The sequence below is a fragment of the Pseudomonas sp. Tof1 genome (assembly GCF_055390395.1).
Genome location: NZ_AP024344.1, coordinates 4,280,400 through 4,306,879 on the forward strand (window position 1 = coordinate 4,280,400; position 26,480 = coordinate 4,306,879).

At 59.5% G+C, this 26,480-nt stretch carries 9 protein-coding genes and 1 pseudogene; 6 read left to right on the forward strand and 4 right to left on the reverse strand.

What is annotated here, in order from left to right; genetic code table 11:
* Position 1: 1 nt before the first annotated feature.
* A complete protein-coding gene (locus ACZ5KU_RS19240; protein ID WP_416769446.1) occupies positions 2 to 445 on the forward strand; it encodes a GlcG/HbpS family heme-binding protein in 444 nt (147 codons plus the stop codon).
* Here ACZ5KU_RS19240 and ACZ5KU_RS19245 read toward each other — a convergent pair.
* Positions 436 to 1,365, reverse strand: a complete 930-nt coding sequence (locus ACZ5KU_RS19245; protein WP_416769448.1) for a LysR family transcriptional regulator — start codon at positions 1,363 to 1,365, stop codon at positions 436 to 438. The two genes, ACZ5KU_RS19240 and ACZ5KU_RS19245, sit on opposite strands and share 10 nt — an antisense overlap.
* A 368-nt stretch (positions 1,366 to 1,733) precedes the next feature.
* Here ACZ5KU_RS19245 and ACZ5KU_RS19250 point away from each other — a divergent pair, with 368 nt between their 5' ends.
* The 5 genes and pseudogenes from ACZ5KU_RS19250 (at position 1,734) to ACZ5KU_RS19270 (ending at position 7,728) form a co-directional block, all read left to right on the forward strand.
* On the forward strand, positions 1,734 to 2,924 hold the full coding sequence (locus tag ACZ5KU_RS19250) for an efflux RND transporter periplasmic adaptor subunit (protein ID WP_081009893.1): 1,191 nt from the start codon (positions 1,734 to 1,736) through the stop codon (positions 2,922 to 2,924).
* 17 nt (positions 2,925 to 2,941) lie between these two features.
* Positions 2,942 to 4,908, forward strand: a pseudogene (locus tag ACZ5KU_RS19255) (ABC transporter permease).
* A gap of 77 nt (positions 4,909 to 4,985) precedes the next feature.
* Positions 4,986 to 5,840: a TauD/TfdA family dioxygenase gene (locus ACZ5KU_RS19260; protein ID WP_054063638.1), complete on the forward strand. Its 855-nt coding sequence runs from the start codon at positions 4,986 to 4,988 to the stop codon at positions 5,838 to 5,840.
* A gap of 9 nt (positions 5,841 to 5,849) precedes the next feature.
* Positions 5,850 to 6,866 (forward strand): CmcI family methyltransferase, encoded by a 1,017-nt coding sequence (locus ACZ5KU_RS19265; protein WP_464736037.1) that lies wholly within the window; start codon positions 5,850 to 5,852, stop codon positions 6,864 to 6,866.
* Positions 6,867 to 6,957: 91 nt separating this feature from the next.
* Entirely contained in the window at positions 6,958 to 7,728 is a 771-nt protein-coding gene (locus ACZ5KU_RS19270) for a cupin-like domain-containing protein (RefSeq protein WP_160320663.1), read from the forward strand.
* A 113-nt stretch (positions 7,729 to 7,841) separates the two neighbouring features.
* Here ACZ5KU_RS19270 and ACZ5KU_RS19275 read toward each other — a convergent pair whose 3' ends face one another.
* The 3 genes from ACZ5KU_RS19275 to ACZ5KU_RS19285 form a co-directional block, all read right to left on the reverse strand.
* Complete coding sequence (locus ACZ5KU_RS19275) at positions 7,842 to 24,278, reverse strand: amino acid adenylation domain-containing protein (RefSeq protein WP_464736038.1); 16,437 nt, start codon at positions 24,276 to 24,278, stop codon at positions 7,842 to 7,844.
* A gap of 174 nt (positions 24,279 to 24,452) precedes the next feature.
* Complete coding sequence (locus tag ACZ5KU_RS19280) at positions 24,453 to 26,177, reverse strand: cyclic peptide export ABC transporter (protein WP_054063132.1); 1,725 nt, start codon at positions 26,175 to 26,177, stop codon at positions 24,453 to 24,455.
* On the reverse strand, positions 26,161 to 26,478 hold the full coding sequence (locus ACZ5KU_RS19285) for a penicillin acylase family protein (protein ID WP_464736039.1): 318 nt from the start codon (positions 26,476 to 26,478) through the stop codon (positions 26,161 to 26,163). Before ACZ5KU_RS19285 ends, ACZ5KU_RS19280 begins: the two co-directional genes overlap by 17 nt.
* Between the last annotated feature and the right edge of the window lie 2 nt (positions 26,479 to 26,480).

A 26,480-nucleotide genomic window follows, 5' to 3' on the forward strand; every position in this document is an offset into this window, starting at 1 on the left:
TATGATCGTCCTTGATTTCGAACGGGCCGCGCGCCTGGCTGCCTCGACCCTGCGGCATGCCCGCGCGCTGGGCGTGCGTCCGCTGGCTGTCGCCATCCTCGACGCTGCGGGCCATCCCCTGGCCGTGCTGCGTGATGAACAGGCGAGCTTTCTGCGCCCACAGATCGCCACCGGCAAGGCCCGCGGCTGCCTGGGCCTGGGCTTCGGCGGACGGGAGCTGGCGCGCCGCGCCCAGGCCATGCCGGCGTTCTTCGATGCCATCAACAGCCTGACCGGCGGCGACGTCATCCCCGTGGCCGGCGGCCTGCTGTTGCGCGATGACGAAGGGCAACTGCTGGGCGCCATGGGTGTCAGCGGAGATACCTCGGACAACGATGAGCGTTGCGCGCTGCTGGCAATCGAGGAGCTTGGCCTGGTTGGTGACACCGGCGATCTTCAGTCCTGAGCGAGCGCCGCGGCCTGCTCCGTCAGCACCTGACGGAGCCAGGTCAGCGCCGGGTCATTGGCCTGCTGCGGGTGCCATTGCAAGACCTGTTGAGCCCCTGGAAAAGCGATCGGCGACGGCCAGACCCGCAACGGATAGCGCCGTGCCAGCGCCTCGGCCTGGCGGCGAAACAACGTCGAGATACGCGGCGTGCCGACGACGAACTCGGCCATCAGGGCAAAGCTCTGCACCGCCACCACGACCCGCCGTTCGATGCCCATGTCGCGCAGGTACTGGGTGTCCAGCGAGAGGTTCTGGCCATCGGTGAACTCGCGCACCACGTGGCCGGCCGCGCAGTAGTCCGCCAGGTCCAGGCCCGCCTGATAAAGCGGTTCGTGCGCGCAGACGATGCAGCAGAGTTCGTCCTGGAGCAGGGAGGTGTGTGGATAGCGGGTGTTGAGGCGCCGCTGCGGCACAATCACCAGGTCGCTGCGGCGATAATCCAGTGCCTCGGCCACCACATCACCCTCACGCGGCAGTGGCAAATCGCGAACCACCAGCGATGCATCGGGCGCCAGGCGGGCCAATGTGCGGCTGACCGCCGGTACCAGGGTAGCGGACACATAGTCCGAGGCCACCAGCACGAAGCGTCGGTCGCAGCGGGCCGGCTCGAAGGCCAGGGACATTTCCACCACTTCGCCCGTCAGGCTCAGCAGCTCGCGCACCTTGGGTGTCAGTTGGCGGGCCAGGGCACTGGGCTCAAGGCCACGCCCGAGCGGCACCAGCAGCGGGTCCTGAAAGTGCTCGCGCAAACGCCCCAGCGCCGCACTCGTCGCCGATTGGCCAAGGTTGAGACGCTGTGCCGCCCGGCTGACACTGCGCTCTTCGAGCAGCACATCCAGGGCGACCAGCAGGTTGAGATCCAGACGTCGGTAGCGCATGGAGGGAGTTATACCTGTGTGCCAGGTCTGGAGGGGGCGTGTTTTGCGTTACCTGGTATCGGCGTTGGCGATAGCTGCCCTTACTCCTTCACCCTTGGATGCGGGTTGTCATAAGGCTGCTGCGTCAAAGCTCTTGAAGAGTCGATTGTGCACAACCTGCAAAATTACCACCGGAACTCGAAGCCGTTCAGATAGCACAGCACGGCGAAGACATCCTTTGCTCAGTAGCCCGCACGGCACAAGCACGGGGTGGGTGATTTCAGTGGCACTTCTGAAACACCACACTAGTGCAAAAAGTCATTTCCTGCGTATACTGGGCCCGTAAGGAACGCCCTTAAAGTTGTCAATCGACATGGTAGTCTAGTGCAATGCCTTTTTTTAAATGCTTTCAACCCCATCTAGCACTACAACACAAGTTGGCAGTTTCATTTATAACCTTGGCCTTGACCGTTGCAGGAGCCACACTATGGCGACAATCTCAAGTTCAAGCGACTACTATCCCAACATTCGTATCAGTCAGCCTCTCTGACATAGAAACCAATGTCACCGCACTAGGCAATTTACAACCAAAAAAATATGTCGATGTAGGGGCCCAAGTTTCAGGGCAGATCATGCAACTGCATGTACAGCCGGGAGATATTGTAGCCAAGGGTGAACTCCTTGTTGAGATTGATCCGAGCGTTTTAACCGCAGCGGTGGATGCTGGCCGGGCCTCCCTCAAAGCCCTAAAAGCACGATTATTAGATCAAAGGGCACAGCACTGGCTTGCATCTCAGCGATTGGCACGGCTTCGCGTGCTCGCCCAGAACGGTGCCACGAGCCTGGATGACCTACAAAGTGCCGAGGCGACGCTAACCTCTACCGGCGCTCAAATTGAACAACTTCAAGCTGAGATTGTGCAAACTTCAGCAACATTGAAAGCTGATGAAGCGAGACTGAGTTATACAAAAATCTATGCACCGATGGCAGGCACTGTGATCTCTGTTGATGCGCGGGAAGGCCAGACATTGAATGCCAATTATCAGACTCCCGATATTTTGCGAATCGCCGACCTGACAAAAATGACGGTCTGGACTGAAGTATCAGAAGCCGACATTGATAAGATCAAGCCTGGCATGCCCGCGCAATTTACAACCCTTTCTGATGATCAACGGCACTGGCAGGGCAAGGTGCGCCAGTTGCTACCTGCTCCGCCGGCTTCCATGGATATTGGCGCAAGCAAAGGCAAGATGCCAGCGAATAGCAAGGTGGTCGTATACACGGTACTGTTCGATGTTGATAACGCCGATACCGCGCTCTTGCCGCAAATGACCGCCCAAGTTGTCTTCACTCGCCAACTGGCAAAGAACACCTTGACCGTTCCTATTTCTGCATTGTCACTCACGGGGACTGGCCAGGATCAATACACTGCCCGCGTTCAGCAAGCTGATGGCAGCGTTGACGTTCGCCATGTTCGCATCGGCGTTCGCAATCGAGACACGGCCCAGGTGCTGGAGGGGCTGACACCTGGCGACGTCGTGCTGCAGAATGAAAATAACAAGACAGGCCCTAACGGATGACGGCCTTCAAAGCAGCAATGATCGATAACAGTGTCCCACTGATTGAACTGCGTGGTGTGCATAAAAGGTACGCGTCGCCTACAAGCATCGCCGGGGAATCTTCCGTCAGCTCGGACGTCTTACGCGGCATTGATCTGAACATCTACGCCGGAGAGTTCGTCGCGATCGTTGGCGCGTCAGGATCGGGCAAGTCAACGCTGATGAACATCATCGGCATGCTCGACAGCGCGAGCACCGGCACTTACCGCTTGAACGGAGAACTCACCGCTGACCTCGATAGCGACAAGACAGCCGCACTGCGCAGAAATACCTTTGGCTTCGTCTTTCAAAACTACCAATTGCTGTCGACGGAAACCGCCAGGGAAAATGTCGAACTCCCGGGACTCTACGCCGGACTGACCGCCACCGAACGTCGCACCCGCGCCATTGAACTGCTGCGACGATTGGGAATGGCTGAACGTATAGAACACAAACCCAGTCAATTGTCAGGCGGCCAACAACAGCGCGTGGCTATCGCCCGGGCACTCATAAATGGCGGGCACATCATACTGGCAGACGAGCCCACCGGAGCGCTCGATAGCAGCAGCGGCAGCGAAGTCCTCGGCATGCTCCACGAACTGTCAGAAAAGGGCCATACCATCATATTGGTAACCCACGATCCCAATGTCGCGGCTCAAGCTCAGCGAATTGTCGAGATCCATGACGGACAGATCGTGGGGACACTACCCAATCACGCCCGGCCCTCGCGCCATCTTCCGCTGAATCCGTGACCAAGCACCGCGTCGAGCACGATTATCAACACGCTCATATTTTTTTCGAACTCGCTAGAACTGCTTGGCGATCTTTGCATTTGAACCGCATCAGGGCCGGTTTGACGCTACTTGGAATCATCATAGGCGTCGCCTCGGTCATCATCATGCTAGCCGTGGGCAGTGGTGCACAGAGGCAGGTCATGGCCCAGTTCGACACGCTCGGCGTCAGAACGATGTTTGTATATACCAAGCCGTCCAGCACGCGCTCGGGAAGCGCACCGTTGACGCTAGAAGACGCCGAGGCCATCAGGAGCCTACCCAATGTTCAGGCCGTCGCGCCCTATAGCCAGGAGAGCGTGATAGTACGGCGCGGCAATATCGACCATGAAACCTATGGCGGCGGTGCCACCTCTGATTGTCCCAGCGTTCTGAATTGGAGCGTGTCGGAGGGAAAGCTCTTCAACGAGCAGGATTATCGCGGAACCGACCAAGTTGCGATCATTGGCCAGACGGTCAAGAAAGCCCTGTTTGCCGACGGTTCTTCTGCGCTAGGACAAACGATCCTGATTGATCGCGTTCCGTTTCTTGTCATCGGTGTCTTCTCCGCCAAAGGTCCTAGTGGGGGCGTGGATCAAGACAACCGGGTGACAGTCCCCTACCGCGCTGCGACGGCCCGGCTGTTCGGCCACCCTTATCCCGCCTGGATAGCCGTGCAGTTGCAGCAGATCGACAAGGCAAGCGAAACCATAGAATCAATTCAAAACACACTGGCACGCCAGAGGCGCACAAGGGATATCCAAGTCTGGAACCCGATCGAAACGGTCCAAGCCCAAGAAAATTCATCCCAGTCCATGACACGTATGCTCGGCCTAGTGGCGGCCATCTCACTGATCGTGGGCGGCATTGGTGTAATGAACGTCATGCTCATGAACATTCGGGAACGCATTCGCGAAATTGGCATGAGAATGGCGACCGGAGCCCGCCAAATAGATATTCATGCGCAGTTTTTGATAGAGGCGATAATGGTCACGACAATAGGCGGCATTATCGGTGTCGTCTCGGGAGTCGGCACCGTTCAGGTCTTGGAGATAATCGACGTTCCCGTTGAACTTTCGCTACTCGCTTGTCTGGGCGCATTAACCTGTGCCGTCCTGACCGGGCTTGTATTTGGCTTCATTCCGGCACGCAAAGCTGCGCGCCTCAATCCCGCGCACGCCCTATCCACGCATTGAATAAATGTCTTGATGGCATGAGTACTTTGCAGGGTATACATTACCTTCGATACGATTGAAGACTGGACCGAGTAAAAATGGACTTATCTGATCTTTCCTGCGGCACCGCAAAACTATGCTCCAGCGGCAACTGTCGTGACCTCTTCAAACTTGACCGCAGCGCTATCGAAGACACCTTCAAAAGCGCCGGCCTTTTGCTTTTCCGAGGATTCGAAACGTCTCCACAGATTTTCGAATCCTTCGCCAGCCAGTTTTCAAGCCAAACCATTATCAGCCCCGGCGAAGCCAAATTGGGCAGTGCCGTCGGCAGCGGTATGCAAATGATCGCCCGTGACGGCGCAGAGCAGGACCTTCATCAGGAAAATGGTGCGATTGCGTCGCGCCCTGAGCTGTTATGGTTTTACTGCGCAACCCCGGCAGCCAGCCAAGGCCAAACCACCTATGCGGACGGTATCGCGATATGGCAAGCCCTGGCGGCAGAAACCCGCGAGCGCTTCCTTGCTCAAAAGATCAAGTACTCCGACTGCCTTCCCCGAGAAGCATGGTTGACAGCAGATGGGTTTCTCGATGCCCGCATGCATGTGGGGTCACTGAGACTCAAGGGTTCCAGCGTGCGCTTCGATGACGATGACACGCTGATTCGAGAGTACATATCGCCTGCGGTTGTCTCCCCTAAATGGTGCCAGCAAGCCGCTTTCGTCAACAGCCTGCGAGGGCCCTACAATCACACGGTAACCTTCGAAGATGGTACGGCGATTCCACAGTGCGTCCTCGATGAAATCGATGACGTTCACCGAGCGCTAGTGCAGGAAGTTCATTGGCAGGCAGGTGACATCATGCTGATTGACAATACCCGCTACGTGCACGGACGTCGCGCGTTTCAATGCTCAGCCAGAACACACTACACCTTCATGTCGCTTGCTAACTTCTAAGGCCACTCCATGCGCAGCTACGAAATGCATTCCCAGTGTCCCGTCGGTTTCGCCAAAACCTTTTGTGACGCGTGTTCTGTTGAAATAGCGATCTCTGCTAATCGTTACCATTGCCTGCAACATCATAAAGATCTATGCGTGGCCTGCGCCCATGCTCTGCCAAACGGGCTTGCCAACCTCACATTATATCCAGGGATAAAGCCGCTAGTGGGGGCTCAGCGAGAGCAGGTGATCTCTGAAATGCGCGAAGACTTGGAAAATAATCAGACGTTCTCGGCCGCAGCGACATTTTTTTCAAACTATGCGCGCGCTATCCTATCGGGACATGTCGACCACCTTGGCCTTACTGAAGAGTCAACCTTGCAGGCCAAAGCCGCGTTGGAGAAGTTCATTCAACTGCGGGGCATGGGTCGATTTGTCGATTTCTTCGCACGAAAAGTCCTATCAGGAACCGTACTGAGCGGAGCAATGCAAGTTTTCTCCCAAGGCGTCAACGGTGCCAACCGCTGGAAAGGATTACCCTTGCTGAAAGGGGTATATGATTTCACCTTGTACCCACTGATGCTTGAGCACATAAAGCCGGCGACAATATTCGAATTCGGTAGCGAAGCGGGGGGCAGCGCTGTGTGGCTGGCAGACCTCATGAGAATGTTCAACCTGGACTGCCATGTCTATTCAGTGGACCTTGCTCCACCACTGACTCGCCACGACCAGGTGACCTTTATTCAAGGTGACGCCCACTCGCCGGAGAAAACCTTTCCTGCCGATTTTCTGCGTCAGGCGCCTCATCCCTGGCTGGTCATTGAGGACTCACATGTCAATATCGGCGGAATTCTTGCTCATTTTTCCGCACACATGCAGCCTGGGGACTATTTCATTATCGAGGATGAAAATGCCGAATCGGAAATTGGCCAGCACTTGTTGCTCAACCCAAATCAATATCGTGTAGACACTTTCTTCACCGATTACTTTGGCTACAACGCGACCTGCAGTCCCGATCAGATTCTGGCCTTCATGCCTGCATAGATGCGGGCGCCTCTCCGGACCTTTAGAATATAGCCATTTTCTTCCTATGAAAAATCTCGAGCCCGTAATCCCTCAAGACGCTCATACATCGATGCCCGCAAACATTGGTAGCGCCGTCGATATCCGTAAGCAGATAGTGAACACCGCTCTTCAACTTTCACCGCTGCAGTCGGTACCTCGATACTCCTTCACTTCAATCGACTTTGAGCGAACAGCCACAGGCGGCTTACCCTTCATCATCGAAGGAATCGTCAACATGTGGCCGATCAACATGTATCGTCCAGATGATCTGCACCATCACTTTGGTGAGCTTAGGGTCGTTCCACGGTACGGCGACTATGTTCCGCCCATATTGCCCGATGGTAGCGCACCCAATGACATGAGCCTCAAGGAATATCTTGATCTGATCAATCACAACGACTTCGCCGTTCCCCCTTACGTCGGAGATCACCCGTTGCCGATGGATGCTTTATGCCAATGGCCCGCCTATTTCGATAGCTGGCACACCCCTCGCGTATGGCTGGGGCCAGCGGGTACGGTGACCTGCCTACATTGTGACTATGAAGATAACTTGTTCGCCCAAATCTGGGGACGCAAGCGCTTCCTTCTTGCTTCACCGGCTACCGTCGACAATCTTTACGTCGAAGCGGTCGAACCCACCTTATGCGTTTCGTCCTTCGATCCAGATCAACCAGACTATGACAGATATCCGCTAGCCAGCACCGTAGACTTCGTTGAATGCATTCTGCACCCAGGAGATCTGTTCTATTTGCCTGCCGGTTGGTTCCATCATGTCAAGGCACTGGATTTCTCATTGTCCATAAATCGATGGACGCCAGACACACCTTTGGCCCTTGCATAAACCTTGAAAGGTATCTTGACAGGCATCTAAACACTGCGTCGCAGGCACAACGCTCCCGGCAGTAGATAATCCCCACCGGGGGCGTGTCATCATCGAACAGTCATTGCCCTCGACTAGACTCTCATCGCGGCAATCGTTTCAATTGATTGCCACTCGCCCTGCCCCAGCCGACTCGAAATATAGCGGCAGACCTCCTGAACGGCAGGAACCTTGACAATATCATCGTGCGAACAATCGAGCGTAATATTCCGAATTGGCATGGATGTAAAGCCAGACCATTGGTCGCTTTGCGTCATACCGGACGGCGCACTGCGGCCTGCGCTGAAATAGGTAAGCGTTCCCGGATAGCATCGCTCAATGGAGGTTTCCCCCAGCCATGTATTATTTATAGTGGTTTTAACGACTCGTCGAAATATCTCAACATCCAGCATCCCCAGCGGGTTGTTTTGGCGCTTCAAATATTCATGAAACGCCGACATGCTACCGATAGCTCGTTCAACGCCCGGGCCAAGCGGCTCATTTTCTGAAAGTATCGCATTGAACACCGTCCGCTCCGTGATTGAACTGTGGTTAAAGCCTTCGAACGGCACCCGAGCATCAAGCAAGATAACTTCGCCAATCTCATGCCCCAAACCTTTAAGTGCGCACGCCACCTCGAAGGCAATCCTGCCGCCGAAAGACCATCCCATCAAATGATAGGGGCCGGTCGGTTGAGTCTGCAGGATGCACTCGATATATTCCTCTACCATGACTGCCAGGGTTGCCGCTGGTGGTTCGTCGTTTTCGATTCCACGCGCCTGCAGACCATACATCGATACACCAGGCAGATACCTGATGAATTGAGAGTACGACCAACATAATCCGCGACCTGGATGCAAGCAGAACAGAGTAGGTGTCCCCTTTAGTACGCGCAGAGGCAACAGCATGGCGAGCGAAGAGGCTTGCGGCTCTGCCAGCCTCTCCGATAACTGGGCGACTGCCGGTGCCTCGAACAAGCTGCGAATGGCCAACTCCACGCCCAGCGACTCGCGCACGGCATTGACCAGACGCATGGCCAGCAGCGAGTGTCCACCCATTTCGAAGAAGTTGTCGTCGATGCCCACCGCTTCCACGCCCAGCACCTCGGCAAACAGGCGGCACAGCAAGGCTTCCTGCTCGTCGCGCGCAGCACGGCTGGCCGGCCTGTGCGCTTGTGGCTCCGGCAAGGCGCGCTGGTCGAGCTTGCCGTTGGCCGTGCGCGGCAGCGACGCCAGCAACACCAAGGCACTGGGCACCATGTAGGCCGGCAGGCATTGCAACAGGTGTTGACGCAAGACATCGACCTCCACCGCTTGCCCTTCGTGCAACACCACATACCCCACCAGGCGCGAGGCACCACGCAGCAGCACCGCAGCCTGTGCCACCGCCTCATGCCTCAGCAAGACCGCCTCGATCTCTCCCGGCTCGATGCGCACGCCATTGATCTTGACCTGTTGGTCGAGACGCCCGCGATAGAGCAGGCAACCGTCTTCACGCCACTGCCCCAGGTCGCCAGTGCGGTACATCCGACTACCCGCTGCGCCGTAGGGGTTGGGCACGAACTGCCGCGCCGTCAGCCCGCCCTGCTGCCAATAACCACGCGCCAGGCCGACACCGGCCAGATAGATCTCGCCGACCGTACCGGCCGGCACGGGCTCCAGCCGTGCGTCCAGCACGTACACCTGGTAGTTCGCCGCCGGCACGCCTATCGGTAACTGGCTGGCGTCTTCCAATTCGTCCCACCCGACCCGGTGCCCCGTGGCATCGCACGTCGCCTCGGTCGGCCCATACAGGTTGGTGATCCGCTCGGTACCCAGCACCTGGCGGATACTGCGGCACAACTCCGTGGCCAGTGCCTCGCCCCCCAGAATGACATGCCGCACCGACGGCTTGGCATGACCACTGCGCAGCGCATACGCCAAGTACGACGGCACGCAACTAAGGACGCTGATCGCCTGGTCCTGCACATAGGCCCAGAACCGGTCGAGATCATCGCGCACCGTGTCCTCGATCACCACCACGCAAGCCCCTGCAAGCAGGGGCGCGCCCATCTGGACGATCAGCGCATCGAACGACGGACCACTGAGCAGGCTCATGCGGTCGCTGGCCGAGAGTGACAGGTGGCGCGCCGCGTCTGCGATCTTGTTGGCAAGGCTGGCGTGCGTCACCATCACACCCTTGGGCTGCCCCGTCGAGCCGGAGGTATGCACGACATACGCCAGCTCATCACCCTGGCGGCACCCCAGCGGGTTTCCTCGATCGCGTCCCTCCAACCATTGCTCACCCGCACGCCCATCCAGGGGCTGCCAGGCCACAAGCGCCGGCAAGCGCTCGCACGCCGAGGCCAGGCACAATCCACCCCGTGGACGTACGTCCTCCAGCATCCAGGCCAACCGCTCCGCCGGGTGATTCAGGTCCATCGGCAGGTAGGCCGCGCCGGCCTTGAGCACCCCCAGGATGCCCACCACCAGCTCCAGCGAGCGTGGCAGGGCCAGCGCCACCACATCCTGGGCGCCGATTCCATCGGCCCGCAAGGCATGGGCCACGGCATTGGCCTGCGCGTTGAGCTCGGCATAACTCACCTGACGCTCGCCATGGCTGAGCGCTACTGCCGATGGCGTGCGGGCTACCTGGGCCTCGAACAACTCGATCAAGTCACCGGCCGGCACCGGCGTGACCGTTGCGTTCCAGCCTTGCAACACCTGGCGCCGCTCATCGGGTCGTAATATGTCCAGTTCACCCAGTGAGGTCTCGGGCGACTGGCTGGCCGCCTCGAGCAGGATCAGCAAGCGCTGCGCCAAGGTCTCGACCGTGGCCGAGTCGAACAGGTCCTGGCGATACTCCAGCGCACCTTGCATGCCCTGCTGCCCAGCCTGCTCCGTGAACGACAGGGACAGGTCGAACTTGACTCGAGTGCCACTGGCCTCCAGCGGACTCACCACCAAGCCCGGCAACGCCAGTTGCTCAAGATCCGCGCTCTGGCTGGCCTCCAAGGTCAGTGTGACCTGGAACAACGCATGGTGCGCCAACGAACGCACAGGGTTGAGCGCCTCGACCAGGCGCTCGAACGGCAGGTCCTGATTCGAATAGGCCTCCAGGTCGGTTGCCCGCACACGGTCGATCAAGCTCAGGAAGTCAGGGTTGCCGCTGGTGTCCGTGCGCAACACCAAGGTGTTGACGAAGAATCCCACCAGTGGCTCCAGGCTTTCCTCGATCCGCCCTGCGACCGGGCTGCCGATCGGAATGTCGGTCCCGGCGCCCAGGCGGCTCAATAGCCCTGCGAAACCCGCCTGCAGTACCATGAACAAGGTCGCCCGCCGTGACTGGGCCAAGGCCTGCAACCGCTGGTGCAACGCGGCCGGCACCTGGAAGCGGACCACGCCACCTTCCGTGTTGGCGACGGCTGGGCGAGGCCGATCCGTCGGCAGGGAAATCTGCGTAGGCAGCTCGTGCAGCGCCTGACGCCAATAGCCCAACTGGTGGGCCAGTGCGCTCTGCTCGTCTTCAAGCTCGCCCAACCAGTCCCGTTGCCACAGGCTGTAATCCGCGTACTGCACCGGCAACGCCGTCCAGTCCGGCGACCGTCCGGTCGAGCGTGCTCGATAAGCCTGTACCAGGTCATTCAACAGGGGGCCTTGAGAAGCACCATCGGTAACGATGTGGTGCAACACCAGCAGCAGCACGTGATCCTCGGCTCCCAAACGATACAACCGGACTCGCCAGGGCGGCGAAAGATCCAGGGCGAATGGCCGCTCGAGCTCGGCGGCCAGCAGGCCCTCCAACACCGCCGCGTCCGTGTCGAGCTGGACGAAGTCCACATGCGCCTGAGATGCGATGACCTGCCATGGCTCACCGTGGCGCACCTGGAAGCAGGTGCGCAGGGTCTCATGGCGCATCGCCAGGTCGGCCAGGGCTGACTGCAACGCCTGCGAATCCACCACGCCCTGCAGGCGCAGGGCCGTCGGGACGATGTAGGTCGAGGCATCCCCTTCGAGTTGTGCCAGAAACCACAACCGCTGCTGCGCGAACGACAACGGCAACAACTCGGGCCGCTGCATGGCAACCAGCCGCGGACGCTGCGCGTTCAGGTTTCGGCACTCATTGACCAGTTGAGCGACCGTCGGTGTCTCGAACACACTGCGCAGGGGCAACTCCACGCCCAGCGACTCGCGCACGGCATTGACCAGACGCATGGCCAGCAACGAGTGTCCACCCATTTCGAAGAAGTTGTCGTCGATGCCCACCGCTTCCACGCCCAGCACCTCGGCAAACAGGCGGCACAGCAAGGCTTCCTGCTCGTCGCGCGCAGCACGGCTGGCCGGCCTGTGCGCTTGTGGCTCCGGCAAGGCGCGCTGGTCGAGCTTGCCGTTGGCCGTGCGCGGCAGCGACGCCAGCAACACCAAGGCACTGGGCACCATGTAGGCCGGCAGGCATTGCAACAGGTGTTGGCGCAAGACATCGACCTCCACCGCTTGCCCTTCGTGCAACACCACATACCCCACCAGGCGCGAGGCACCACGCAGCAGCACCGCAGCCTGTGCCACCGCCTCATGCCTCAGCAAGACCGCTTCGATCTCTCCCGGCTCGATGCGCACGCCATTGATCTTGACCTGTTGGTCGAGACGCCCGCGATAGAGCAGGCAACCGTCTTCACGCCACTGCCCCAGGTCGCCAGTGCGGTACATCCGACTACCCGCTGCGCCGTAGGGGTTGGGCACGAACTGCCGCGCCGTCAGCCCGCCCTGCTGCCAATAACCACGCGCCAGGCCGACACCGGCCAGATAGATCTCGCCGACCGTACCGGCCGGCACGGGCTCCAGCCGTGCGTCCAGCACGTACACCTGGTAGTTCGCCGCCGGCACGCCTATCGGTAACTGGCTGGCGTCTTCCAATTCGTCCCACCCGACCCGGTGCCCCGTGGCATCGCACGTCGCCTCGGTCGGCCCATACAGGTTGGTGATCCGCTCGGTACCCAGCACCTGGCGGATACTGCGGCACAACTCCGTGGCCAGTGCCTCGCCCCCCAGAATGACATGCCGCACCGACGGCTTGGCATGACCACTGCGCAGCGCATACGCCAAGTACGACGGCACGCAACTAAGGACGCTGATCGCCTGGTCCTGCACATAGGCCCAGAACCGGTCGAGATCATCGCGCACCGTGTCCTCGATCACCACCACGCAAGCCCCTGCAAGCAGGGGCGCGCCCATCTGGACGATCAGCGCATCGAACGACGGACCACTGAGCAGGCTCATGCGGTCGCTGGCCGAGAGTGACAGGTGGCGCGCCGCGTCTGCGATCTTGTTGGCAAGGCTGGCGTGCGTCACCATCACACCCTTGGGCTGCCCCGTCGAGCCGGAGGTATGCACGACATACGCCAGCTCATCACCCTGGCGGCACCCCAGCGGGTTTCCTCGATCGCGTCCCTCCAACCATTGCTCACCCGCACGCCCATCCAGGGGCTGCCAGGCCACAAGCGCCGGCAAGCGCTCGCACGCCGAGGCCAGGCACAATCCACCCCGTGGACGTACGTCCTCCAGCATCCAGGCCAACCGCTCCGCCGGGTGATTCAGGTCCATCGGCAAGTAGGCCGCGCCGGCCTTGAGCACCCCCAGGATGCCCACCACCAGCTCCAGCGAGCGTGGCAGGGCCAGCGCCACCACATCCTGGGCGCCGATTCCATCGGCCCGCAAGGCATGGGCCACGGCATTGGCCTGCGCGTTGAGCTCGGCATAACTCACCTGACGCTCGCCATGGCTGAGCGCTACTGCCGATGGCGTGCGGGCTACCTGGGCCTCGAACAACTCGATCAAGTCACCGGCCGGCACCGGCGTGACCGTTGCGTTCCAGCCTTGCAACACCTGGCGCCGCTCATCGGGTCGTAATATGTCCAGTTCACCCAGTGAGGTCTCGGGCGACTGGCTGGCCGCCTCGAGCAGGATCAGCAAGCGCTGCGCCAAGGTCTCGACCGTGGCCGAGTCGAACAGGTCCTGGCGATACTCCAGCGCACCTTGCATGCCCTGCTGCCCAGCCTGCTCCGTGAACGACAGGGACAGGTCGAACTTGACTCGAGTGCCACTGGCCGCCAGCGGACTCACCACCAAGCCCGGCAACGCCAGTTGCTCAAGATCCGCGCTCTGGCTGGCCTCCAAGGTCAGTGTGACCTGGAACAACGCATGGTGCGCCAACGAACGCACAGGGTTGAGCGCCTCGACCAGGCGCTCGAACGGCAGGTCCTGATTCGAATAGGCCTCCAGGTCGGTTGCCCGCACACGGTCGATCAAGCTCAGGAAGTCAGGGTTGCCGCTGGTGTCCGTGCGCAACACCAAGGTGTTGACGAAGAATCCCACCAGTGGCTCCAGGCTTTCCTCGATCCGCCCTGCGACCGGGCTGCCGATCGGAATGTCGGTCCCGGCGCCCAGGCGGCTCAATAGCCCTGCGAAACCCGCCTGCAGTACCATGAACAAGGTCGCCCGCCGTGACTGGGCCAAGGCCTGCAACCGCTGGTGCAACGCGGCTGGCACCTGGAAGCGGACCACGCCACCTTCCGTGTTGGCGACGGCTGGGCGAGGCCGATCCGTCGGCAGGGAAATCTGCGTGGGCAGCTCGTGCAGCGCCTGACGCCAATAGCCCAACTGGTGGGCCAGTGCGCTCTGCTCGTCTTCAAGCTCGCCCAACCAGTCCCGTTGCCACAGGCTGTAATCCGCGTACTGCACCGGCAACGCCGTCCAGTCCGGCGACCTTCCGGTCGAGCGTGCTCGATAAGCCTGTACCAGGTCATTCAACAGGGGACCTTGAGAAGCACCATCGGTAACGATGTGGTGCAACACCAGCAGCAGCACGTGATCCTCGGCTCCCAAACGATACAACCGGACTCGCCAGGGCGGCGAAAGATCCAGGGCGAATGGCCGCTCGAGCTCGGCGGCCAGCAGGCCCTCCAGCGCCGCCGCGTCCGTGTCGAGCTGGACGAAGTCCACATGCGCCTGAGATGCGATGACCTGCCATGGCTCACCGTGGCGCACCTGGAAGCAGGTGCGCAGGGTCTCATGGCGCATCGCCAGGTCGGCCAGGGCTGACTGCAACGCCTGCGAATCCACCACGCCCTGCAGGCGCAGGGCCGTCGGGACGATGTAGGTCGAGGCATCCCCTTCGAGCTGTGCCAGAAACCACAACCGCTGCTGCGCGAACGACAACGGCAACAACTCGGGCCGCTGCATGGCAACCAGCCGCGGACGCTGCGCGTTCAGGTTTCGGCACTCATTGACCAGTTGAGCGACCGTCGGTGTCTCGAACACACTGCGCAGGGGCAACTCCACGCCCAACGACTCGCGCACGGCATTGACCAGACGCATGGCCAGCAACGAGTGTCCACCCATTTCGAAGAAGTTGTCGTCGATGCCCACCGCTTCCACGCCCAGCACCTCGGCAAACAGGCGGCACAGCAAGGCTTCCTGCTCGTCGCGCGCAGCACGGCTGGCCGGCCTGTGCGCTTGTGGCTCCGGCAAGGCGCGCTGGTCGAGCTTGCCGTTGGCCGTGCGCGGCAGCGACGCCAGCAACACCAAGGCACTGGGCACCATGTAGGCCGGCAGGCATTGCAACAGGTGTTGACGCAAGACATCGACCTCCACCGCTTGCCCTTCGTGCAACACCACATACCCCACCAGGCGCGAGGCACCACGCAGCAGCACCGCAGCCTGTGCCACCGCCTCATGCCTCAGCAAGACCGCCTCGATCTCTCCCGGCTCGATGCGCACGCCATTGATCTTGACCTGTTGGTCGAGACGCCCGCGATAGAGCAGGCAACCGTCTTCACGCCACTGCCCCAGGTCGCCAGTGCGGTACATCCGACTACCCGCTGCGCCGTAGGGGTTGGGCACGAACTGCCGCGCCGTCAGCCCGCCCTGCTGCCAATAACCACGCGCCAGGCCGACACCGGCCAGATAGATCTCGCCGACCGTACCGGCCGGCACGGGCTCCAGCCGTGCGTCCAGCACGTACACCTGGTAGTTCGCCGCCGGCACGCCTATCGGTAACTGGCTGGCGTCTTCCAATTCGTCCCACCCGACCCGGTGCCCCGTGGCATCGCACGTCGCCTCGGTCGGCCCATACAGGTTGGTGATCCGCTCGGTACCCAGCGCCTGGCGGATACTGCGGCACAACTCCGTGGCCAGTGCCTCGCCCCCCAGAATGACATGCCGCACCGACGGCTTGGCATGACCACTGCGCAGCGCATACGCCAAGTACGACGGCACACAACTAAGGACGCTGATCGCCTGGTCCTGCACATAGGCCCAGAACCGGTCGAGATCATCGCGCACCGTGTCCTCGATCACCACCACGCAAGCCCCTGCAAGCAGGGGCGTGCCCATCTGGATGATCAGCGCATCGAACGACGGACCACTGAGCAGGCTCAAGCGGTCGCTGGCCGAGAGTGACAGGTGGCGCGCCGCGTCTGCGATCTTGTTGGCAAGGCTGGCGTGCGTCACCATCACACCCTTGGGCTGCCCCGTCGAGCCGGAGGTATGCACGACATACGCCAGCTCATCACCCTGGCGGCACCCCAGCGGGTTTCCTCGATCGCGTCCCTCCAACCATTGCTCACCCGCACGCCCATCCAGGGGCTGCCAGGCCACAAGCGCCGGCAAGCGCTCGCACGCCGAGGCCAGGCACAATCCGCCCCGTGGACGTACATCCTCCAGCATCCAGGCCAACCGCTCCGCCGGGTGATTCAGGTCCATCGGCAAGTAGGCCGCGCCGGCCTTGAGCACCCCCAGGATGCCCACCACCAGCTCCAGCGAGCGTGGCAGGGCCAGCGCCACCACATCCTGGGCGCCGATTCCATCGGCCCGCAAGGCATGGGCCACGGCATTGGCCTGCGCGTTGAGCTCGGCATAGCTCACCTGACGCTCGCCATGGCTGAGCGCTACTGCCGATGGCGTGCGGGCTACCTGGGCCTCGAACAACTCGATCAAGTCACCGGCCGGCACCGGCGTGACCGTTGCGTTCCAGCCTTGCAACACCTGGCGCCGCTCATCGGGTCGTAATATGTCCAGTTCACCCAGTGAGGTCTCGGGCGACTGGCTGGCCGCCTCGAGCAGGATCAGCAAGCGCTGCGCCAAGGTCTCGACCGTGGCCGAGTCGAACAGATCCTGGCGATACTCCAGCGCACCTTGCATGCCCTGCTGCCCAGCCTGCTCCGTGAACGACAGGGACAGGTCGAACTTGACTCGAGTGCCACTGGCCGCCAGCGGACTCACCACCAAGCCCGGCAACGCCAGTTGCTCAAGATCCGCGCTCTGGCTGGCCTCCAAGGTCAGTGTGACCTGGAACAACGCATGGTGCGCCAACGAACGCACAGGGTTGAGCGCCTCGACCAGGCGCTCGAACGGCAGGTCCTGATTCGAATAGGCCTCCAGGTCGGTTGCCCGCACACGGTCGATCAAGCTCAGGAAGTCAGGGTTGCCGCTGGTGTCCGTGCGCAACACCAAGGTGTTGACGAAGAATCCCACCAGTGGCTCCAGGCTTTCCTCGATCCGCCCTGCGACCGGGCTGCCGATCGGAATGTCGGTCCCGGCGCCCAGGCGGCTCAATAGCCCTGCGAAACCCGCCTGCAGTACCATGAACAAGGTCGCCCGCCGTGACTGGGCCAAGGCCTGCAACCGCTGGTGCAACGCGGCTGGCACCTGGAAGCGGACCACGCCACCTTCCGTGTTGGCGACGGCTGGGCGAGGCCGATCCGTCGGCAGGGAAATCTGCGTGGGCAGCTCGTGCAGCGCCTGACGCCAATAGCCCAACTGGTGGGCCAGTGCGCTCTGCTCGTCTTCAAGCTCGCCCAACCAGCCCCGTTGCCACAGGCTGTAATCCGCGTACTGCACCGGCAACGCCGTCCAGTCCGGCGACCTTCCGGTCGAGCGTGCTCGATAAGCCTGTACCAGGTCATTCAACAGGGGACCTTGAGAAGCACCATCGGTAACGATGTGGTGCAACACCAGCAGCAGCACGTGATCCTCGGCTCCCAAACGATACAACCGGACTCGCCAGGGCGGCGAAAGATCCAGGGCGAATGGCCGCTCGAGCTCGGCGGCCAGCAGGCCCTCCAGCGCCGCCGCGTCCGTGTCGAGCTGGACGAAGTCCACATGCGCCTGAGATGCGATGACCTGCCATGGCTCACCGTGGCGCACCTGGAAGCAGGTGCGCAGGGTCTCATGGCGCATCGCCAGGTCGGCCAGGGCTGACTGCAACGCCTGCGAATCCACCACGCCCTGCAGGCGCAGGGCCGTCGGGACGATGTAGGTCGAGGCATCCCCTTCGAGCTGTGCCAGAAACCACAACCGCTGCTGCGCGAACGACAACGGCAACAACTCGGGCCGCTGCATGGCAACCAGCCGCGGACGCTGCGCGTTCAGGTTTCGGCACTCATTGACCAGTTGAGCGACCGTCGGTGTCTCGAACACACTGCGCAGGGGCAACTCCACGCCCAGCGACTCGCGCACGGCATTGACCAGACGCATGGCCAGCAACGAGTGCCCGCCCAATTCAAAGAAGCTATCGTCGATGCCTACTGTGTCCAACCCAAGCATCTGGGCAAAAAGCTGACAGAGTAGAAATTCATGGTCGTTGCGTGCGGCGCGACTACCCTCTTTGCGCACAGCCATGGTGTAGACTTGATAACCGCCGAATGAGGTATTGATCGGCGAATCACTGTCCTCCCCCGTCTCATTCGGCACCATTTGCGCGCCCGTGCTACCGGCCTCAGCCGACGCATACAGATTGGTGACGCGTTCAGCCCTCAGCGCCTGGCGGATACTCTGGCACAGCTCCGAGGGCCACGCCTCCTCCCATAGGATGACATGCCGCACCGACGGCTTGGCATGGCCACTGCGCAGCGCATGGGTCAGATACGATGGCACGCAACTAAGGACGCTGATCGCCTGGTCCTGCACATAGGCCCAGAACCGGTCGAGATCATCGCGCACCGTGTCCTCGATCACCACCACGCAAGCCCCTGCAAGCAGGGGCGTGCCCATCTGGATGATCAGCGCATCGAACGACGGACCACTGAGCAGGCTCAAGCGGTCGCTGGCCGAGAGTGACAGGTGGCGCGCCGCGTCTGCGATCTTGTTGGCAAGGCTGGCGTGCGTCACCATCACACCCTTGGGCTGCCCCGTCGAGCCGGAGGTATGCACGACATACGCCAGCTCATCACCCTGGCGGCACCCCAGCGGGTTTCCTCGATCGCGTCCCTCCAACCATTGCTCACCCGCACGCCCATCCAGGGGCTGCCAGGCCACAAGCGCCGGCAAGCGCTCGCACGCCGAGGCCAGGCACAATCCGCCCCGTGGACGTACATCCTCCAGCATCCAGGCCAACCGCTCCGCCGGGTGATTCAGGTCCATCGGCAAGTAGGCCGCGCCGGCCTTGAGCACCCCCAGGATGCCCACCACCAGCTCCAGCGAGCGTGGCAGGGCCAGCGCCACCACATCCTGGGCGCCGATTCCATCGGCCCGCAAGGCATGGGCCACGGCATTGGCCTGCGCGTTGAGCTCGGCATAGCTCACCTGACGCTCGCCATGGCTGAGCGCTACTGCCGATGGCGTGCGGGCTACCTGGGCCTCGAACAACTCGATCAAGTCACCGGCCGGCACCGGCGTGACCGTTGCGTTCCAGCCTTGCAAAACCTGGCGCCGCTCATCGGGTGACAGGATATCAAGACCATCGAGCATCGCCTGTGAATCATCGTCCATGCTGTTTGCCAAGGCTTGCAATGACCGCAGCATGTAGTCACCCATTCGCCGCGCTGGAACTGGCGCAACGACATGCGCGATAAGCTCCATCGACTCCTCATGAGCCTCGATCGTCATGCTGAAGGGGTATGTCACGCCCACACGTCCGCCTAACCACTGAATTCCCGCAGGCAGGGCATCCTCAGTACCGACGACGCTCGCAAGATTATGTCGGTAGTTGAGCAACGCGCTGAACAGAGGCGTGGACGCGGGAATGGAACCGCAGCGCTGCGCCAACGTCAGCGGCGCGTGCTCATGACGCAGCAACAGAGCCAGGGAAGCATGGGCATTGCGAACAGCTTCATCAACCGAGACATCTTGCACGGCGAGGCTGAAGGGAAGCGTGTTGATCAGGAGTCCCATAGCGGGCTCGTCGAATGCTGAGGAAGATGCCCGTCCTAGCAACACAGTGCCAAACACCACATGGCGGTTCTGGCTGGTCCGCGCAACTGTCAGCGCCCAAGCAAGATGGCATAGGCTACTCAAACTGACGCCGAGGCGACGCGCATGGTGATTCAGGCGCCCGAGGAGTTGGGCTGGCACCCATTGTCGATGTTCCTGGAAATGTTCAGGCGACGCCTGCGCGATCCCGAAGGGCAAGCTCGGCTGACTAACCGAGGAAAGGTAATCGCGGAAAAATCGTTCGTAGCGGCCAACAGCCGACTCAAGGTAGGTATGGGCCACAAAATCTCGAAAATGACGCACCGGCGCCAGCGCACACTGCTGGTCGGCAAGCAGGGAGAAGACCTCGTTATTGAGCATTTGCAGCGTGACATGGTCACCAATCAGATGATGCAAACGCAAATGCAGCAACCATCGTCCCTGCTCGGCATCCTCGGCAACAACCGCCCGTAATAACCCAGCTTGGCTGATGTCTAAACTATGTTTACGCGGGTCGAAACGGTCACGAAGCTGCTCGAGGACAGGGCCATGCCGGGCATCCAGCTCAAGGAAAGTCGTCTGTAGAGGGGCATGACGCCAGACGACCTGCGCCGGAACAGGGAGGTCACGCCAATGAAACGAGGTACGCAAGATGTCATGACGACCAATGACTTGTTCGACTTTACTCAGGTAGCGATCGAGCATGGCGCGTTCGGCGAAGGCAAGCTCGTAGACCATCAGATAGGGGTCCCCTTGAGGGGCCAACAAGTGATGGAACAAAATGCCGTCCTGCATGGGCGACAGGGCATAGATATCTTGAATGTTGGCAATACCTCCAGGCACCTGCTGGACCAGCAAATCAATATCGGCCTGGGATAATGCAATCAATGGCAACATCTCAGGCGTGATGCTGGATGTCTCGGATGTAATCAGGTTTGCCGGTACCTCGACATTACTCGCCTCTCGCAAAACATCGGCCATCTCCGCCAGACGAGGCCTGGCGAAAATCGAATGGATGTCCAGTTCCAATCCGTACTTGCGCAGCTTCGCGACCATTGAAACAGCGAGCAAAGAATGCCCGCCGATTTCAAAAAAGTTATCATTGCGCCCTACTCGCTCCAGCCCCAGCAGCCCCTTCCACACCTCTACCAGAACCTGCTCATACTCAGACTGAGGCGCCGTGTCGTTCGATGTCATCGGCAAAAGCCGCTCGGGAGCCGGTAGGGCTTTACGGTCAATTTTCCCGTTCGCCGTCAATGGCAAGGCGTCAAGAAACACCAGCACGCTCGGCAGCATGTGTTCCGCCAGAGTTGCGCGCAAATGAGCACGCAACGTTGTAACCAGCATGTCCTGATCGGCTTGGCGAGACACGACATAAGCAACCAGCCGCTGATTCCCTTCAGCGTCAAAGCGGGCATCCACTACGACTTGCCTAACCTGTTCGTGCTTGGCCAGAGCCGACTCGATCTCGCCAAGCTCGATACGCGCACCGCGTATCTTGACTTGAAAATCGTATCGCCCCACGTACTCGAGACTACCGTCAGCCCGCCAGACCCCCAAGTCTCCCGTCCGGTAAAGACGGCCACCGTGCTCCGTTCCATACGGATCCGGCACAAACCGCTGGGCGGTCAGGGCTGGGCGATTCAGATAACCGCGGCTCACACCTGCACCACCTATGTAAATCTCCCCCACTACCCCGATAGGCAGCAACTCGCCAGCGGGTCCGAGCACATACACTTGCGTGTTGTCGATCGGGGCACCAATGATTGTGTCTCTCCCATCGGCCGTGTCGAAACGATGGCAGGTAGACCATATGGTCGTCTCAGTGGGGCCATAGAGGTTCCAGAATGCACCGGCATAATCGAGCAAACTCTGCCTTAACCCTGCCGGCAACGGCTCTCCACCTGAAAGGATCTGCATCCTACGCGAAGGCCAGCCCTGCTCGGCGAGCATACGCCAGGTAGAAGGAGTCGCCTGCATCACCGTGACGGCATGATCATCGACGATTTTCGCTAGTGACTGCGGGTTGGCCGCCGTTTGCCTAGAAGCAAGCAGCAGAAGAGCACCATGGATAAGTGGGTGGAACAGCTCAAGTGCGGCAATATCAAATGACAGTGTGGTCACAGACAGGAATCGATCTGCAACGCCCAATGGAATTTGCCGCTGCATAGCCCGAAGGAGATTCATTAGGTTGCGGTGCTCTACCATGACACCTTTAGGCAGGCCTGTGGACCCAGATGTATAAATCACATAAGCAAGCCCACTCTCCGAAACGACGGGTAGACTCTCAGGCAACGGTACTGGCACATCCGGGCCATACAATGCCCAGGGTTCGAGCCTTGTACATCCCACAATCGATTCGAGCCCGTTGAAGGCATCGCGCCCCGCCAAGATAAATGCCGAGCCACAATCCTCAAGCATGAAATTGATTCGTTCTACAGGGTGGCTTGGATCCAAAGGTACATATGTCGCACCAGCGCGAAGAATACCCAGTAGTGCAATGGGTATGTCCAGACCGCGTTCAAGCATTACCGCAACATATGTCCCTGCACCGACACCATGCCGGAGAAGTTCCCCTGCCAACTGACGGGAGTAGACCTCCAACTCGTGATAAGTAAGCTCTTTGCCTTCATGAAGGACTGCACACTTCGCGGGGTTTTGCCGGGCCTGACGCTCAAACTGTTGATGCGCCAGCAAAGGTTTGGTTAGCGCAACCCGTGTATCATTCCAGCCATAGAGTGTCTGCCGCACCTCATCGTGCGAAAGCATGCGTAGCTTATGAACCGGTACATCCGGGCGCTCCATGACATCTTCAAGCACTGCCTGGAAATGCCGTATGAGGCGTTCGATGGTGAGCACATCGAATAGATCGCAGTTATATTCCATACTGCCTAGCATGTGCCCTTCCTGGCCACTCTGCATGAACATACAGGTGAGATCGTATTTGCTCACCTGTACAGCCACATCTAACGGTTCAACACGCAAACCCGGAATGTTGATCGCTCCTCTGCTGGCACCTTGCATCACCAGCATGACCTGGAACAACGGCGAATGGCTCAGATTACGAGGTAGTTTAAGCTCGTTGACCAACTGCTCAAAAGGAACGTCTTGGCATGCGTAGGCCTGCAACGCCGTGGCTTTCACATGCTCTAACAATTCACTGAAATTGGCGGAAGGTTCAATACGTGTGCGCAATACCAGAGTATTGACGAAAAAGCCTATCAGGGGCTCGAACTCCACTCTGCCACGACCGGCAACGGGGACGCCAATGCATAAATCTGTCTGCCCGCTATAGCGATGCAACAACACGCAGAATGCCGCATGCAATACCATAAAAAGCGTCGCTCCGCGAGATTGAGCAATCGCCGTCAAGCGAGAAACCATCTGCGACTTCAGGCGGAAAGGTAGACTCGCCCCTCGATAGGTTTGCACGGCAGGACGTGAACGATCCGTGGGCAAGTGCAATAACTCTGGTGCATCCGCCAACTGCGTCCGCCAATATTCGATCTGCGGAATCAATAGGCCGTTTTGCACCTGCCTGCGTTGCCACGCTGCATAGTCGAGGTATTGCAGGGCCAGGGGCGTAAATTCGCAGGCCATACCCGCCACACCGCGACTATAAAACTCGGCTATTTCGTGGACCAACAATGTCATCGACCAATCATCAGCGATGATATGGTGAATATTGATGAACAGAACATGCTCTGCCGGTGCCAGCCGAATAACCCCAACGCGCAGCAACGGTCCGAGCGCCAGGTCGAACGGTTTATTCGCCTCAGACTCTAGCGTCGCATATAATTTCGCGGTACGGGCCGCCGGCTCCAATGCTTCCAAGTCGATAACCGCTATCGGCTGGCGCGACGTGGGTTGCACGCACTGCCTCGGCTCGCCATTCACTTCAATGAATGTGGTGCGCAATACCTCATGGCGCTCACATAAGGCATCGACCGCGTACTGGAGCAGTCCTACCTGAAAAGCAGCGCCCCTAAGGCTAACGGCGGCCGAGATCGTATAACGTGCTTCCCCCGGTGAGTAACGGTCAAGGAACCAAAGGCGCTGCTGCCCCGAGGAAAGCGGGAAGGGAGTTGAACGCTGCTCGACCGACAAACGCACAGGCGCGCCACTGTCGCGCAACTGAGCAACAAGCGCTGCCTTGTTGTCACTGATCAATTGTCTGAGCTCGGGAGTCAAACCTCCCTTGGGTGCCTTGACGCTGAGCTGTCCATTTGCGTTTACGCTAAGACGAACTCCTGACTGATCCAATGTCCGCAACAAGTAGATTACGGGATCCTGCGGAACAACTAAACCGTCAGCGTGCACAATGAAGAACTCCAATCCATGAGAAAAAAGACGCGCCAGCATGGCCATCCGACACCGCGCTACTCCAGCATCGCCCCGCTCACCCAATAATCAGCCAGCGCAGTATCAATGGCCGTACAACCTATACCCAAAACCTGCCAGACCTTGGGAAATGAGTCCGCTACAAATTAAAACACCACACCCTATGTTCTAAATATGAATAGCCCCTACAGATCAAATCGTTCATGACCTCTCGCCGAGCACTACCCCCGGTGACGTCTTCGTCCGCCCCTTGTGATCCGAGCCAACCGTTTGGAAATCAACCAGCGAGCCATCTTCCATCACAACGATCTGGTCGGCCACATCGAAATATCTATCATCATGGCTGATCACGACCACAGCCTTGCCCTCCGCTCGCAAGAGGGGGAGAACACGGCGATAGAATACCTCCTTGAATCCAGGATCCTGATCTGCCGCCCACTCATCGAAGATGTACAAGGACCGGTCTTGCAGCAAAGCGACCAGCAACGCCAGACGCTTACGCTGCCCATCCGACAACGCCAGGGTGGAGAACACGCCATCATTGATCGTTACCTTGTTTTCCAGGCCGAGCATAGACAAATAGCCACGGGCTCGTTCATGAATATGCTCCGTCATTGGAGCCAGTAATTGCTCGAACAAATGGTAGTCAGAATAAATTGCCGAAATTTCCTGACGAAACCCCTCACGTGAAGAATCATCAACAGCACGCCCATCGAATGAAATGCTCCCACTCAGGGGCGAGTAATGCAGTGAAATCATCTTGCACAGTGTCGTCTTACCGGAGCCGTTGCCACCAACAATGAACGTCAAGTTGCCACGGCGTACGCTCAGGGAGACCGGCCCAACCTTATAGATCTCTCCATGCACTTGAGACTCGTGCTGGAAGACAATGTTGGACAACTCCATGCACTGCCAAGGCCCTGCGGGTTCCACACCTTCAAGCGATCGATCCTCGGACAGCTCACCGAACAATTGCTCAAGCTGGCGCAATGCGTTCTTACCCATGATGATAGGAAACGTCACATCAATGATCATCGCCACAGGGCCCGCTACGTAGAGCAGAGCCATTACCACTCCCACCAGTTCCGTCGAGCTGATAGCGTGGTAATTGACGAAAATAAACGAAACGACCCCAATCACGAAGAAACTCAGCAAGTCACCATACGAATTCGCCGCGACCAAAAACGTATAAGTGGTTCTGTCGGCCTTGAGCAGGTCCCGCTCGTGCGCAAGTACCACATTTTCCATGTAGTACTTCAACCCCTCAGAGTTTAATTTCAGCTCCTTAGCGCCATAGACCAAACCGGTCATGGCGCTTTGTAGTTTGCCCAGTATTGCACGTGATCGGGAGAAGCTACGATTGCCGAAGAATACCGGCAACTGATGCATGAGCACGCCCACGCAGATAGCCTGAACGACGAACACGAACACTGCTGTATTCAGAAGCGCCAAGAAAGTCAACATACCCAGTAGCGTGACACTGCTCATCAATAGGTCAGGCAGCAACTGCCCCCCTAACACCACGCGACGAACATCCTCAGTCATGGCGGTAATGATCCTGGAATGTCCGACACCCTCGAGGTTACGCAGATCTGCCCCTGATATCTTCTGATAAAGTTTGATGCGCAGATTCAACGTCAGCTCTGCGGAGATTCGCATCAGAATTGTGCGCGATGCCGTTCGCGCCAGCACGATTATCACGCATAGCGCCAGGAAGACCGCCGCCATCTTGTGGTTCGCAATCTCGATCGACAGGAAGGTGTAACGCTCCTCACTCACTGGCGAAAGGCCATCGTCCTGACCACCCAAAGTACTCAAAACAATTGGAATGAGGAAGGCATAGCAAATACCCGCCAGGGAACCAAGGATCAATGCAAAAAACAATCGATTGGGGGCTTTGCGCCCAAATTCACTGATGAGCATCATGCCGGCGACTGCTCTCCGAATTGTTTTCGACGTCATCCCGGCGCAGCGTCATGTGATAATACTGCCCCAGAGCGAACGGAGTGAGCATGTCGGCGTAGTGAGCACTTAGCACGCTCCCCGACTGCCCCGTGGAGTTCATGTAGGAATACGAGTTTTCCACCGCCCCCATGCTCATGACCTGGCGGAAGCCAGCCCCAACATGCTTCACATAGCTATTGGCGTTCATGAATGAATAATATGAAACATTCACTGTATCCGTAGAACCAGCGGCGGCGACACTACGCTCGAAAATCGCGTTCAACG

Coding starts and splice junctions, on each gene's coding strand:
- ACZ5KU_RS19260 (WP_054063638.1), top strand. CDS start 4,986: ATGGACTTATCTGATCTTTCCTGCGGCACCGCAAAACTATGCTCCAGC.
- ACZ5KU_RS19245 (WP_416769448.1), bottom strand. CDS start 1,365: ATGCGCTACCGACGTCTGGATCTCAACCTGCTGGTCGCCCTGGATGTG.
- ACZ5KU_RS19240 (WP_416769446.1), top strand. CDS start 2: ATGATCGTCCTTGATTTCGAACGGGCCGCGCGCCTGGCTGCCTCGACC.
- ACZ5KU_RS19275 (WP_464736038.1), bottom strand. CDS start 24,278: ATGGCCATGCTGGCGCGTCTTTTTTCTCATGGATTGGAGTTCTTCATT.
- ACZ5KU_RS19265 (WP_464736037.1), top strand. CDS start 5,850: ATGCGCAGCTACGAAATGCATTCCCAGTGTCCCGTCGGTTTCGCCAAA.
- ACZ5KU_RS19250 (WP_081009893.1), top strand. CDS start 1,734: ATGCCTTTTTTTAAATGCTTTCAACCCCATCTAGCACTACAACACAAG.
- ACZ5KU_RS19280 (WP_054063132.1), bottom strand. CDS start 26,177: ATGATGCTCATCAGTGAATTTGGGCGCAAAGCCCCCAATCGATTGTTT.
- ACZ5KU_RS19270 (WP_160320663.1), top strand. CDS start 6,958: ATGCCCGCAAACATTGGTAGCGCCGTCGATATCCGTAAGCAGATAGTG.